16 protein-coding genes are annotated in these 12,951 nt (G+C 71.3%); 5 read left to right on the forward strand and 11 right to left on the reverse strand.

What is annotated here, in order from left to right; translation table 11 throughout:
* Positions 1 to 6: 6 nt before the first annotated feature.
* From trpC to HD593_RS37575, 7 genes are all read right to left on the reverse strand, one after another.
* The gene (gene trpC, locus HD593_RS37545) at positions 7 to 846 is read right to left on the reverse strand and encodes an indole-3-glycerol phosphate synthase TrpC (protein ID WP_185106654.1); all 840 of its coding nucleotides are present in this window, start codon (positions 844 to 846) and stop codon (positions 7 to 9) included.
* Between the two features lie 132 nt (positions 847 to 978).
* Positions 979 to 1,410 carry a DUF2752 domain-containing protein gene (locus HD593_RS37550; RefSeq protein WP_185106655.1) on the reverse strand — a complete coding sequence of 144 codons (432 nt, stop codon included), beginning with the start codon at positions 1,408 to 1,410 and terminating at the stop codon, positions 979 to 981.
* Between the two features lie 28 nt (positions 1,411 to 1,438).
* Positions 1,439 to 2,005, reverse strand: coding sequence for a CD225/dispanin family protein (locus HD593_RS37555; protein ID WP_185106656.1), 567 nt, complete (start codon positions 2,003 to 2,005; stop codon positions 1,439 to 1,441).
* Positions 2,006 to 2,164: 159 nt separating this feature from the next.
* Positions 2,165 to 2,779 carry a DUF4190 domain-containing protein gene (locus HD593_RS37560; protein ID WP_185106657.1) on the reverse strand — a complete coding sequence of 205 codons (615 nt, stop codon included), beginning with the start codon at positions 2,777 to 2,779 and terminating at the stop codon, positions 2,165 to 2,167.
* Between the two features lie 108 nt (positions 2,780 to 2,887).
* Complete coding sequence (locus HD593_RS37565; RefSeq protein WP_185106658.1) at positions 2,888 to 3,487, reverse strand: Trp biosynthesis-associated membrane protein; 600 nt, start codon at positions 3,485 to 3,487, stop codon at positions 2,888 to 2,890.
* Positions 3,488 to 3,494: 7 nt separating this feature from the next.
* Positions 3,495 to 3,842 (reverse strand): phosphoribosyl-AMP cyclohydrolase, encoded by a 348-nt coding sequence (gene hisI, locus HD593_RS37570; protein ID WP_185106659.1) that lies wholly within the window; start codon positions 3,840 to 3,842, stop codon positions 3,495 to 3,497.
* A gap of 50 nt (positions 3,843 to 3,892) precedes the next feature.
* On the reverse strand, positions 3,893 to 4,228 hold the full coding sequence (locus HD593_RS37575; RefSeq protein ID WP_185106660.1) for an STAS domain-containing protein: 336 nt from the start codon (positions 4,226 to 4,228) through the stop codon (positions 3,893 to 3,895).
* A gap of 151 nt (positions 4,229 to 4,379) precedes the next feature.
* On the opposite strand from HD593_RS37575, the gene HD593_RS37580 reads away from it, so the two are divergent.
* Both HD593_RS37580 and HD593_RS37585 read left to right on the forward strand, forming a co-directional pair.
* The gene (locus HD593_RS37580) at positions 4,380 to 5,216 is read left to right on the forward strand and encodes an MEDS domain-containing protein (RefSeq protein ID WP_185106661.1); all 837 of its coding nucleotides are present in this window, start codon (positions 4,380 to 4,382) and stop codon (positions 5,214 to 5,216) included.
* Positions 5,209 to 5,598, forward strand: coding sequence for an ATP-binding protein (locus HD593_RS37585; RefSeq protein WP_185106662.1), 390 nt, complete (start codon positions 5,209 to 5,211; stop codon positions 5,596 to 5,598). Before HD593_RS37580 ends, HD593_RS37585 begins: the two co-directional genes overlap by 8 nt.
* Positions 5,599 to 5,604: 6 nt before the next feature.
* Here the strand turns inward: HD593_RS37585 and HD593_RS37590 are convergent, their stop codons facing one another.
* Positions 5,605 to 7,422: an ABC transporter ATP-binding protein gene (locus tag HD593_RS37590; protein WP_185106663.1), complete on the reverse strand. Its 1,818-nt coding sequence runs from the start codon at positions 7,420 to 7,422 to the stop codon at positions 5,605 to 5,607.
* Entirely contained in the window at positions 7,419 to 9,203 is a 1,785-nt protein-coding gene (locus tag HD593_RS37595; RefSeq protein ID WP_185112372.1) for an ABC transporter ATP-binding protein, read from the reverse strand. Before HD593_RS37595 ends, HD593_RS37590 begins: the two co-directional genes overlap by 4 nt.
* 116 nt (positions 9,204 to 9,319) lie before the next feature.
* On the opposite strand from HD593_RS37595, the gene HD593_RS37600 reads away from it, so the two are divergent.
* The 3 genes from HD593_RS37600 to HD593_RS37610 all read left to right on the forward strand — a co-directional run bounded on the left by HD593_RS37600 (position 9,320) and on the right by HD593_RS37610 (position 11,725).
* Positions 9,320 to 9,949: a TIGR03085 family metal-binding protein gene (locus tag HD593_RS37600; RefSeq protein ID WP_185106664.1), complete on the forward strand. Its 630-nt coding sequence runs from the start codon at positions 9,320 to 9,322 to the stop codon at positions 9,947 to 9,949.
* A 191-nt stretch (positions 9,950 to 10,140) separates the two neighbouring features.
* The gene (locus HD593_RS37605; protein ID WP_185106665.1) at positions 10,141 to 10,302 is read left to right on the forward strand and encodes a hypothetical protein; all 162 of its coding nucleotides are present in this window, start codon (positions 10,141 to 10,143) and stop codon (positions 10,300 to 10,302) included.
* A gap of 61 nt (positions 10,303 to 10,363) precedes the next feature.
* Complete coding sequence (locus tag HD593_RS37610) at positions 10,364 to 11,725, forward strand: glutamine synthetase family protein (protein WP_185106666.1); 1,362 nt, start codon at positions 10,364 to 10,366, stop codon at positions 11,723 to 11,725.
* 39 nt (positions 11,726 to 11,764) lie between these two features.
* Here the strand turns inward: HD593_RS37610 and hisF are convergent, their stop codons facing one another.
* Positions 11,765 to 12,526, reverse strand: coding sequence for an imidazole glycerol phosphate synthase subunit HisF (gene hisF, locus HD593_RS37615; protein ID WP_185106667.1), 762 nt, complete (start codon positions 12,524 to 12,526; stop codon positions 11,765 to 11,767).
* Complete coding sequence (locus tag HD593_RS37620; RefSeq protein ID WP_185106668.1) at positions 12,523 to 12,933, reverse strand: Rid family hydrolase; 411 nt, start codon at positions 12,931 to 12,933, stop codon at positions 12,523 to 12,525. Before HD593_RS37620 ends, hisF begins: the two co-directional genes overlap by 4 nt.
* Positions 12,934 to 12,951: the final 18 nt, after the last annotated feature.

Genomic DNA, 12,951 nt, shown 5'->3' on the forward strand with positions numbered 1-12,951 from the left:
CCACTGCTATCCCTCTGCTGAGTGGTCGGGGCGCGTCGACGGATGAGCGCCGGCGGTCACCAACGCCTCCACTGCCTTGCGCGGGTCCTTGCCGGTGACCAGGCTCTCGCCCACCAGGACGGCGTCCGCGCCGCCCCGCGCGTAGGCGAGCAGGTCGTGCGGGCCGCGCACGCCCGACTCGGCAATCTTGATCACATTATCGGGGATCTTCGGCGCGATCTTCGCGAAGACATCGCGGTCGACCTCGAGTGTCTTGAGATTGCGCGCGTTGACCCCGATGACCCGGGCGCCGGCGGCGACCGCCCGCTCCAGCTCCTCCTCGGTGTGCACCTCGACCAGCGGGGTGAGCCCGATCGACTCGGCCCGCTCGATGAGCGACACCAGCGCCTCCTGCTCCAGGCAGACGACCATGAGCAGGGCCAGGTCGGCGCCGTGGGCCCGGGCCTCCCAGAGCTGGTAGGAGGTGAGGATGAAGTCCTTGCGCAGGATCGGGATGTCCACCCGGGCGCGGACCGCGGCCAGGTCGTCGAGGCTGCCGCCGAACTTGCGGCGCTCGGTCAGCACGCTGATGACGTGCGCGCCGCCCGCCTCGTAGTCGGCCGCCAGCGCCGCCGGGTCGGCGATCGCGGCGAGCGCGCCCTTGGACGGGCTGGAGCGCTTGACCTCGGCGATCACCGAGATCCGGTCGCCTCCCAGCGCGGCCATCGCGTCGCGGGGCGCAGGGGCCCGCTCGGCTCGCTGCTTGAGCTCGTCGATGGACACTGCCTGCTGTCGTGCGGCGAGGTCGGCGCGCACCCCGTCGAGGATGTCGTCGAGGACACTCGGCCCTTCCGTCCGCTCACTCACGCGCTTGAGGTCCCTCCGGTCGGCTGCTGGGGGCGGCGGAGAGTTCGCGTCGCGTCCGCTCTCTGCCTTGTCCTGCGATGGTATCGGCCCCTACGGGGTCACCTCACCACCGGTCCCCATGTGGGCGCCGCCCTAAGGGGCAAGGAACGCCCCGAAAGGCAGATTACGGACGACCCAGTAGACCATGACGATCGCGAGGAAGGCCCACAGCCACGCCGGATGCGCCAGCGTGGTACGCCTGGGCCTGCCCTGCCACGCCCGCACCACCCATCGGCCCCACCAGAACACCAGGAACGGAATCATGGCGACGGCGAGGGGGTTGAGGCCGAGGGCGGCGACCGGGTCGAGGTGGGCCAGCGCGTGGATGGTGCGCATGGTGCCGCAACCCGGGCAGTACAGACCGGTGATCCACAGGAACGGGCAGGTCGGGTAGTGACCCGGCTCGTTCGGATCGACCGTGCCGACGAACGCGAACACCGCCCCGGTGGCGGCCGCAACACCGAGCGGCGCGAGCAGGGCCTTGACGCGCCGTGTCCCGTGCCGCCCGGTGGTTGCGAGGCTCATGTTCCCAGTATCCGCCTTCCGGTGCGGCCTAGTACGAGTACGTCGACGTGGACACGCTGGCGGCCAGGATCACGAAGAAGAGCACGTACGCGATGATCATCAGGCCGATGCCGATGGCACCGATGATCAGGCTGCGCTTCCACCAGGTCTTGGCCTCGTCGGCCGCCTGCTGCGCGCCGGCGAAGTCGCCGACCTGCCACTTCTGGTTCACCTGCGACGACTTGACGATCGCCACGATGCCCAGCGGGAGGCAGCAGAACAGGGTGGTGAGGATGGCCGGGACGAGCTGGTTGTCCGGCGGGTTGCCCCCGGGGCCGCCGTAACCGCCACCGTAGCCGCCGCCCGACGGGGGCTGCTGGCCGTAACCGCCACCGGACGGAGGCTGCTGGCCGTAGCCGCCACCGTAACCGCCGCCGCTCGGCGGCTGCTGACCGTAGCCGCCACCGGACGGGGGCTGCTGGCCGTAACCGCCACCGCTCGGCGGCTGCTGGCCGTAGCCACCGCCGTAGCCACCGCCGCTCGGCGGCTGCTGACCGTAGCCACCGCCAGGCGGCTGGGCGCCGTAACCGCCGTCGCCCTGGTTACCGTAACTCATGTTCATGACCCCTCAGTGTCGTCATCTTTGAGTTGCGCGCGGCAGCCTAGCGAGAATGCATCTGCTACGTGGACGAACGTCCATTTTGCGGACAATTCGTAATCGGACCGCAAGCGGCTCGTCACGGTCCGGCTAGATGTCCGGCAGGTTACCGGCCGGTCAGTAGTCGTAGGAGGACGAGGCCGCGGCGGACAGGCCCAGCATCCACAGGAAGAACCCGCCGAAGAAGAGCCAGCACAACAACCAGATCACGACCGTGATGTACGACGTGACGAGACCGCCCACCGCCATGCCCGAGCCGTCCTCGCCCGTCTTCTTGATCCGGTTGAGCGCGATGTGCCCGAGGATCACGCCGGGAATGCTCGTGAGGCCGCAGAAGACCAGGCCGATGATGCCCAGCACGAGCGAGGCCACCGCCATGCCGTTGGTGGAGCGGGGCGGGTGCGGCGGAGCGTAGTAGCCGGGGGGCGGCTGCTGGCCGTAGCCGTAGCCGCCGCTCGGGGGGAGCTGGCCGTAGCCGAGGTTCTGCTGGCTGTTCGGCTGGTCGCCGTAGCCGCCGTAGCCCGGCTGCTGCTGACCGTATCCGCCGCCGTAGCTCGGGGGCTGCTGACCGTATCCGCCGCCGTGGCTCGGGGGTTGCTGACCGTAGCCACCGCCGTGGCTCGGGGGTTGCTGGCCGTAGCCGCCCCCGCTCTGCGGCTGCTGGCCGTAGCCTCCCCCGCCCGGCGGCTGCTGCCCGTAGCCGCCGCTGGCGCCCTGGTCCCCGTAGGTCATGAGCTGGCTCCTCAGTGTTCCGTGGCGAGTTGCAACGGCAGCTTATTGAGGAAACCTTTGCCAAGCAGACAATGGTTCAGAACAGTGGAGGATTCGACAGCGCCTGGTTCAGCGGGAATCCGTCGGGTCGTCTCCCCTGTCGAGCGCGTCCCAGAGCGCCCTGTCGTCGCTGACCTGCGCCTTCGCCTCGGGGTGCGGGCCCGCGCCGCGGTCGTACCGGGCGGACATGCCCGCCCACCTGCTGCCGCGTACGGCGGCCACGATCCCGCCCGCCACCATCAGCAGCGCGCCGGCCGCCGCCACGGCCGGCCACAGCGGCGCGATCTCCCAGGGCAGGTCGGTGGCGCCGTGCAGCACGTTCTGCTCGCGCAGCCAGCCGGTCACGTTGTCGCCGCTCAGCGCCGCCCACGTCGCCGCGGCCGCGCCGGCGCCGCACAGCGCCAGCAGCGCGCCGACGAGCCTGCGCCCCGCGCCCTTGGTGGCCAGCACCGCCACCACCCCGGCCAGCCCGGCCAGCGCCACGGGCGTCAGCGCGGGGCCGAGGTCGCCCCCGGTGGGCGCCGCCACCTCGGTGCCCTGCAGCACCCGCGCCCAGACCTGCCCGGCGGCCACCAGCACGAGCAGGCAGCCGAGCGCGGTCGCCGCCACCCAGCCCCACAACTCCCGGCGGCCGGCCTCCGGCTTCTCGTTCCCCTTCTCGCTCCCCACGACGTCCTCAGCCGAGTGCGAGCTCGAGCCGGTCGGCGTCGAAGCAGGTGCGGTCGCCCGTGTGGCACGCGGCGCCCTCCTGGTCCACCCGCACCAGGACGGTGTCGCCGTCGCAGTCGAGCGCCACGGACTTGACGTGCTGGACGTGGCCGGAGGTGTCACCCTTGACCCAGAACTCCTGGCGGCTGCGCGACCAGTAGGTGGCCCTGCCGGTGGTGAGGGTCCGGTGCAGCGCCTCGTCGTTCATCCACGCGAGCATGAGGACCTCGCCGGTGTCGTACTGCTGGGCGATCGCCGGGACCAGCCCCTCAGGGTTGCGCTTCAGCCTGGCGGCGATCTTGGGGTCAAGGGACATGCATCCATTCAACCAGCCCCGCCCACCGCCCCCCGCAGGCGCGGGTGGCCTCAGGCGAGTGCCTGCGACAGCGTGTCGTAGATCGGGAACAGCGGCGCCAGGTTCGTCCGCCGCAGGCGCCGCAGCACCTGCCCGTCCGGCGCCACCAGGGCCATGGTCCCGTTGCGGTCGCGCAGCGAGGCCAGCATCCGCACCAGCACCCCCAGCCCGGTGGTGTCGATGAACGTCAGCGCGCTCAGGTCCACCACCAGCCTGGGCTCGGCCGTGGCCACCGCCTCGTCCAGGCATTTGCGCACCTGGGAGACGTTGTCCACGTCCATCTCCCCGGCCAGGCTGACCACCACGAGCTCCCCGTGTCGGCGTCGCGACATCTCCAGCACATCCACGCCCATGCTCCTCACGACCCCTCCCGCGGGCGGCCCCGCCGAAAAGGTACACCTGTCTGCATCGCGTCACAGTGGGTTTTGCCGAGAATGCGGTACGTGATGGCGGGGATCGGAGTACTTTCGTCCCGACGCGTGCTAGGGGAGGACCATCGTGGTGGACGTCGCGGGCTTCGTCCTCGATCCCGACCTCGGTGATCACGTCTGCCTGCCGTTCGACGGCGAGCGGGAGCGGATGACGGCCACCGGGCTGTTCACGGTGAACGGCCTGCGGCGCCGTACCAAGGTGGTGATCATCACGCACGCCGACAGCCCGGAGCGGACGCGCGGGTGGCTGGCACCGCTCGTGCCCGGGTTCGCCGACGCCGAGTCCGCCGGGCAGGTCGAGATCCTCGACTGCGCCGACACCCACTTCACCGGCGGCCGCCTCGACCCCGGGCGGGTGTACGCCGGGCTGGCCGACGCCTACGACCGGGCCCGCAAGCACGGCCAGCACGGCGTGTACGCGCTGGTCGACGCCTCCTGGGGGGCGTGTGACGCGCCGCGGCAGGCGGCGTTCGAGGCGAAGACGAACGAGCTGTTCGGGGAGCGGTGGCTGGCGGCCGTGTGCCAGTACGACCGCGGGCTCTTCCCCCGCGAGGCCATCGACCGGGCCACCTCCGTGCATCCGATCGCGCCCGAGCAGGCGCTGCTGCGCTTCGCCAACACCTTCGAGCCGGCGGGCCTGCGCGTGTGGGGGGACATCGACCTGACCAACCGGCCGGCGTTCGCCTCGCTGCTGTCACGGCTGGAGAAGGAGCCGGGCGAGGTCGTGATCGACGCGTCCGGGCTGGACTTCATCGACGCCGGCTCGGCGCAGCTGCTGACCGTCACGGCGATGGCCAGGCCGCGCGGCGCCACCGCCGTGGTGTGCCGCGACTCCACCGCCCGGGTGCTGCGGCTGATCGGCGCGGACGAGTTCGTCGCCGTACGCCGGGTGGGCGATGTGTAGGCAGGTGCTCTGCGCGGCCTTCGCCCGGGGACGCATCACGTTCCTGCGCAGGGCCGTCGCCGAGCACGCCAGGTACGAGGGGCTCACCGGCAGGCGCCTGGAGGACTTCGTACTGGCGGTCAACGAGATCACCACGAACGCGGTCGTGCACGGCGGCGGGCACGGCCGGCTGCGGCTGTGGTCGCACGGCGAGCGGCTGTGGTGCGAGGTCAGCGACGAGGGGCCGGGGCTGCCCGCCGGGTGGATGGGCGACATGCGGCCGCCCGAGGGGTTCGACTTCCGCGGGCGGGGGTTGTGGCTGACCAGCATGTTGTGCGATCACATCACGATCGTGTCCGGGCCTGCGGGCACGACCGTGACGTTCGCCGCCATCCGCGGGTAGCCGCCGTCAGGAGCGGGCGGCCGAGATCCACGAGGCGTGCAGATCGGCGTACACGCCGGGCTCCTGGACCAGCTCCGCGTGCGGCCCGCGCTGCACCAGCCGCCCGGCGTCGAAGACCAGGACCTCGTCGGCGTTCTCCGCCGTGGACAGGCGGTGCGCGATCGAGACGGCCGTGCGGCCGCGCGTGACGCCTTCGAGCGCGCGGGCCAGCCGCACCTCCGTGGCGGGGTCCACCGCGGAGGTGGCCTCGTCCAGCAGGAGCAGGTCGGGGTCGGCGAGGTAGGCGCGGGCCAGGGCGACGAGCTGGCGCTCGCCCGCCGACAGCGACTCGCCGCGCTGACCGACCGGGGTGTCGAGGCCGGCGGGCAGGCCCTCCAGCCAGTCGGCCAGGCCCAGCTCGGTCAGCGCCAGCTCGATCTCCTCGGCGGTGGCCGCGGGCTTGCCGTAGCGGATGTTGTCCGCCAGGGTCCCGTCGAACAGGAAGCCGTCCTGCGGGACCATGACGATCCGCTCGCGCAGCGAGGAGAAGCGCACGTCGCGCAGGTCGTGGGCGTCCACGGTGACGCGCCCCGAGCCGGGGTCCATCAGCCTGGTCAGGAGCTTGGCGAACGTGGTCTTGCCCGAGCCGGTCTCCCCCACGACGGCCACGCGGGAGCGGGGCGGGATGTCCACGGTGACCTCGCGCAGCACGGGCACGCCTCCTGGGTAGGAGAAGTGCACGTCCTCGAAGGCGACCTGGATGGGGCCGCGGGGCAGCGTCACGCCCGTCTCGCCGGGGTCGGCGACGTCGGGCGGGGTGTCGAGAACGCCGAGGATGCGCCGCCAGCCGGCGACCGCGTTCTGCGCCTCGTTCAGCACCTCGGTGGCGGTCTGCAGCGGCGAGACGAACAGCGTGACGAGGAAGAGGAACGCCACCAGCCGCCCCTGCGAGATGTCGCCCGACAGGCCGAGCCGCACGCCGAGCAGCACGATTCCGGCGATGGCGATCGCGGCCACGATCTCGGTCAGCGGGAAGACGAAGCCGACGATGGTCTGCGCCCTGGTCTGGGCCTTTCTGTTGGCGTTGACCGCCTGGTCGATGCGCTCGGCGGTGCGCCGCTCGGAGGCGTAGGCCCGGATCACGGTGGCGCCGACCACGGACTCGCTGACGGCGGCGAGCATGTCGCCGGTGCGCTCGCGGACGACCGTGTACGCGCGCGACAGCAGCCGCTGGAAGCGCGGCAGGGCGATCATCAGCGGGATGAAGCAGATCCAGACCAGCAGGGTGAGCTGCCAGGAGTAGACGAACATCAGGACGGTGGCCACGAGGAGCTGGCCGAGCGCCACGATGATCATCAGCCCGCCCCATTGCATGAAGTTGCTGATCTGGTCGATGTCGTTGGTGACGCGGGAGACCAGGGCGCCGCGGCGCTCGGTGTTCTGGGTGAGCACCGACAGGTCGTGGACGTGGCGGAATCCGCGCACGCGCAGGGTGGCGAGCGAGGACTCGGTGGCCTTGTAGAGGCGGACGTTCATGACGTACCCGGCCAGGGCGGTCAGCACGACCGCCGCCGCGCAGACCAGGACGGCGGTGGTGATGTACGAGATGTCGGGTGTGCCGCCCTTGAGGCCGGTGTCGATCGTCTGCTGGACCGCGATCGGGACGATGATCTTGCCGATGGTCGCGATGACAGCCAGCGCCAGCGTGCCCACCAGGCCCTTGCGGAACTCGGGCGTGAGCGAGAGCCCCTGGCGGACCGTGGCCAGCGCGGAACGTTCCGAGTCGCGCCTGATGTTCTGGGCCGTGTTCTGGGCCGTGTTCTGGGCCGTGCTCTGGGCCGTCATGCCTGTACCCCTTCGACCGCTTCCTCGACGTCGATGGCCGCGCGCTCGGCCTCTTCACGCTCGTACGCGGTCACCAGGTTGCGGTAGCCGGTGCAGCGCTCGATCAGCTCCTCGTGCGGCCCGCGGTCCACCACGCGGCCCTTGTCCAGGTAGACGACCTCGTCGGCCAGGGCGATCGTGGCCATGCGGTAGGCGACGACCACGACGGTCGAGGCCTCGGCGGCGTCGCGCAGGCCGTACAGGATCTTGGCCTCGACCTGCGGGTCCACGCTGGAGGTGGCGTCGTCGAGGACGAGCAGGCGGGGGCGGCGCACGACCGCGCGGGCCAGCGCGAGGCGCTGGCGCTGGCCGCCCGACAGGGAGGCGCCGCGCTCGCCGACGCGGGTGTCGAGGCCGTCGGCCAGCGCGCCGACGAACCCGTCAGCCTGGGCCAGGCCCAGAGCCGCCCACACGTCCTCGTCGGAGGTCTCGGCGCCGAGCGCGACGTTGCCGCGCACGGTGTCGTCGAACAGGAACGTCTGCTGCGGCACCAGCGCGACCGCCCCGGCCACGCCGCCGTACGGCAGCTCGCGCAGGTCCACGTCGTCGAGCAGCACCCGGCCCGAGCCGGGGTCGACCAGGCGGGCGAGGAGCTGGACGAGCGTGGACTTGCCCGAGCCGGTGGGCCCGACGAGGGCGACGGTACGGCCGGCGGGCACCTCGAAGGTGACGTCGTGCAGCACCTCGGCCTCGCCGTAGGCGTAGGAGACGCCCTCGACCGCCAGCTTCGCCGGGGTCGTGGAGTTCGTGGCGGTGGAGCCGTACTCCATGGAGCCGGTCGCCTCCAGCACGGCCTGCACCCGCTGCCAGCCGACGACGCTGCGCGGCAGCTCGGCCAGCACCCAGCCGAGCGCCCTGATGGGGAAGGCGAGCAGCGTGAACAGGTACGCCACCTGCACCAGCCCGCCGGCGTCGATCGCGCCCGTGGACAGCCGCGCCGCGCCCACGGCCAGCACCGCGAGCACGCCGAGCGTGGGCAGCGCCTCCAGCATCGGGTCGAACAGCCCGCGCACCCGGCCGACGGCGATGTTGGCGTCACGCAGCTCGTGGGCGCGCCGCTGGAACCGCTCGGTCTCCAGGTCCTCCCGGCCGAGCGTCTTGACGACCAGTGCGCCGTCGAAGCTCTCGTGCGCGATCTCGCTCACCTCGGCGCGCAGTTGCTGCGCGCGGGTGGCCAGCGGGCTGAGCCTGCGCTGGTAGACCAGGTTCAGCACGGCGATGGCCGGGAAGATCAGGAAGCCCACCAGGGCGAGCACCAGGTCGGTGAACAGCATCGCGACGGCCGCGGTGACGAGCATGACGATCACGCCCACGGCCATCGGCAGCGGCGCGAGCGGGGCCCAGGCGGCCTCGGCGTCGGCGCTGGCGTTCGACAGGAGCTGGCCGGTCGGGTGCTGGTGGTGCCATGACAGCGGCAGGCGCAGGTACTGCTTGGTGACGTCGCGGCGCGAGCGGGCCTGCATGCGGTACTGCATGACGCCGGCAAGGATGCGGCGCCCGGCCACGCCGAGCGCCTTGAGCAACGCCGTCCCGAGTATCAGTAACGTGCCGGTCCACAGCGCGCCCGCGGTGACGGCGCCCTCGGCGAACGAGGGCAGCACCACGTGCTGCGTCGCCCAGCCGAGCGCCCAGGCGGAGGCGACGGTCATGCCTCCGTAGACGGCGCTGGCCAGGACGGCCAGCGTGAACACCGTTCTCTCCGTGCGGATGGCCACCCCAAGGACGCGGAGCCCTTGACGCATCACGGCCGAGGTGACCTTGCTCGCCACGCGGTGGGTTTCCTCTCAAGTCTGACGTTTCTCCGTATGTCAGTATCACTCCCGATCAGGTGGTTATTCCCAGCGGTAGGGTTGGGCACGTGACTCACGCTCGTGGCGAACGCTCCGCGCTCTGCGACCTGCTCGACCGGCTCGGCCCCGACGCGCCGACCCTCTGCGCGGGCTGGACCACCTACGACCTGGCGGCCCACCTCGCGGTGCGCGAGCGCAGGCCCGACGCCATGGGCGGCATCGCGATCAAGGCCCTGGCCGGTTACACCGCCTCGGTCCAGAACGGCTTCAAGGCCCGCCACCCCTTCCCCGAGCTGGTCGGCGTCATCCGCAGGCCCGGCGGCGTGTACGGCCTGCTGCCCGCGCTCGACGAGGCCGTCAACACGCTGGAACTGTTCGTGCACCACGAGGACGTGCGCCGCGCCCAGCCCGCGTGGCAGCCGCGCGAGCTGCCCGCCGACCTGGAGGCGCTCATCTGGAAGCGGGTCTCCACCGGCGCCCGGCTGATGCTGCGCAAGTCGCCGGTGGGCGTGGTGCTGCACCGCCTCGGCGGCGGCGTGGCACTCGGCGGGCCGCGCGGCGGCTCGCGCGTGGAGGTCACCGGCAAGGCGGCGGAGCTGCTGATGTTCTGCTTCGGGCGGCAGGCTCACGCCCGCGTGGAGCTCACCGGCGACCCCGGCTCCATCACCCGGCTGCGGGAGGCCACTCTGGGGGTCTGAGCCCTCTCCGGGGTTGCCCTGCTACCGCGCGAAATCCCGATGCGGAAGGCGCTCACGGGTAATCTCCTGCCCGTACCATGGCATGAGTAAGAAGCCCCCCGGTTAGGATCATGTACATCTTCACAGAAGATGCCTAGGGATCGCCCAGATCCGGGTATATACGGCTGGGAATGGACTGCAGGAGGCCCCCCATGCAGGTCAAGAAGGTGATCACCTACGTGGCTGTCGCGTTCGTGGTCTTCTACCTGTTCACCCGGCCGGAGCAAGCCGCCGCCGCGGTCAACGGTGTGTTCGCCGGAATCATTCAAGGAGCTGATCGGTTGGCCGTGTTCTTCTCAAGTGTTCTGACCTGACCGTAGGTTCTGTCTGCGTCAGGTGCTTCCCCGCGCTGCCAGATCGTGTTACGCAGGCAGGATGAGAGATCGCCCCAGCGGCACCAAACCTCATCAGCTCGACCCGCACGCGCGGCGCATCCTCGAGCGAGCGGAGCTCGAGGGCATCGAGCTGATCCGTTTCCTGTACGCCGACCACGGTGGCGTGATCCGTGGCAAGGCGGCATCCCGGTCACGGTTGGCCGAACGGCTCAGCACGGGCATCGGGCACACGGTGGCCATGATGGCGATGAACATGCTCGACCAGCTCCAGGAGGTCGAGCACCTGGGTCCGGTGGGCGAGGTACGCATTGTCCCCGACCCGGCCACGTACGTCCCGCTGCCCCACGCCCCTGGCGCGGCGGCCATGCTGTCGGACCTGTGTCTGCCGGATGGCAGCCCGTGGGGGGCGTGCGCACGGACGTTCCTGAAGGAGGCCATTGCCGAGCTCAGGACGGAGGGGTACACGCTGGTGGCGGCGTTCGAGCCCGAGTTCACCCTCGGGCGGCGGCTGCCCGACCCGTCGGGCGGTCCCGACCGGCTGGTGCCGCTCGACGACTCGCTCTGCTATGCCACCACGGGCTTCGACACGGCCCACGACTACACGATCAAGCTGATCCGCGCGCTGGAGACGCAGGGGCTGCGTGTCGAGCACTACCACCCGGAGCTCGGCCCCGGGCAGCAGGAGCTGTCGATCCGCCACGCGCCCGCGCTGCGTGCCGCCGACAACCACGTGATCTACCGCGAGACCGTGCGCGGCGTGGCCATGCGCATGCAGATGTGGGCCTCGCTGGCCCCGAAACCGCTCGCCGACCAGGCGGGCAACGGCTGCCACCTGCACCTGTCACTGTGGAACGAGACGCAGAACGTCTTCGCCGAGGAGAGCGAGGTCCGCGACGGCTTCATCGGCGGCCTGCTCGCACACCTGCCCGCCCTGACGGCGCTGACCTGCGGCAGCGTCAACAGCTTCCGCCGCCTGGCCCCCCGCACCTGGGCCGGCGCCTACGCCGTGTACGGGCCCGACAACCGGGAGGCCGCGATCCGGGTGTGCTCCCCGCTGGGAGAGACCGGCGAGCCGAACCTGGAGCTGAAGCCGTCCGACTCCTCCGCCAACCCCTACCTGTCGCTCGGCGCCGTCATCCACGCCGGGCTCGACGGCATCCGGCGCAAGCTCGACCCCGGCGAGGCGGTGGACGTCGATCCCGACACGCGTCCGGGCCGCTATCCCCGCCTGCCGAAGTCGCTGGACGAGGCACTCGACGCCCTGGAGGGCGACGAGGTGCTCATGGAGGCGCTCGGGCCGTTGCGGCGCAGCGCGTACCTGGCCGTCAAGCGCTCCGAGGCGGCGGCGTTCGCGGGCAAGGACGTCCCGTACGAGCTGTTCCACCACCTGCGGGTGTTCTGAGGCTCTCGGCCCCGGGCGGCGCGGCCCGGGGCGAGCCGCTCAGCGGACGGGGTGCCCCGCCATCCTGAGCGTGTCCTTGACCTCGGAGATCTTCAGCGTGCCGAAGTGGAACACGCTGGCCGCGAGCACGGCGTCGGCGCCCGCCGCCACCGCCGGAGGGAAGTCCTCCAGCCGGCCCGCGCCGCCACTGGCGATCACCGGCACCCGCACGGCCGCCCTGACCGCGCGCAACATCTCCAGGTCGTAGCCGTCGAGCGTGCCGTCGCCGTCCATCGAGTTGAGCAGGATCTCGCCCACGCCGAGCTCCTCGCCCCGGGCGGCCCACTCCACGGCGTCGATCCCGGTGCCGCGCCGCCCGCCGTGCGTGGTCACCTCGAAGCCGGTCTCCGTACCCGGGGCCCGGCGTGCGTCCACCGACAGCACGATGCACTGCGCGCCGAACCGCCTGGACGCCTCGGTGAGCAGCTCGGGCCTGGCGATGGCGGCCGTGTTGAGCGACACCTTGTCGGCGCCCGCCCGCAGCAGCCGGTCCACGTCCTCGACCGAGCGCACTCCCCCGCCGACGGTGAGCGGGATGAACACCTGCTCGGCCGTCCTGCGCACCACGTCGAGCATCGTCTCGCGCTCGCCCGACGACGCCGTGATGTCGAGGAAGGTCAGCTCGTCGGCGCCCTCCTCGTCATAGCGCCTGGCCAGCTCGACGGGGTCGCCCGCGTCGCGGAGGTTCTCGAAGTTGACGCCCTTGACCACGCGTCCGGCGTCCACGTCGAGACAGGGGATGACTCTTACCGCTACGGTCATGTTCGCAGTGCCTCGATTTCGATCTCGACCAGCATTCTAGGGTCGACCAGCCCCGCCACCCGCACCCCTGTGCAGGCGGGGCGTACCTTGCAGAAGACCTCGCGGATGGCCTGTCCGACGAAGTCGAAGTGGCGCTGCTCGACCACGTAGTAGCGCACCATGACGACGTCCTCCCTGGTCAGGCCGCCCATCAGGACGGCTTCCAGGGCGATGCCGATCGCGGTCATGGCCTGCTTGTACGGATCTCCGACGTGCCGTACCTCGCCGTCGACCGTGGCCGTGCAGCCGGACACGATCACTCGTTCGCCCGCCACCACCGCCCGGGCGTAGCCGTACTTCTCCTCCCAGATGCCGCCAGAGAACACCCTGTACCCGGTGCTCTCCATGCCGATGCTGCTGACGCTCATCTCGCCCCCTCCCGGCAA

The sequence above is a fragment of the Nonomuraea rubra genome (assembly GCF_014207985.1).
Classification (GTDB): Bacteria; Actinomycetota; Actinomycetes; order Streptosporangiales; family Streptosporangiaceae; genus Nonomuraea; species Nonomuraea rubra.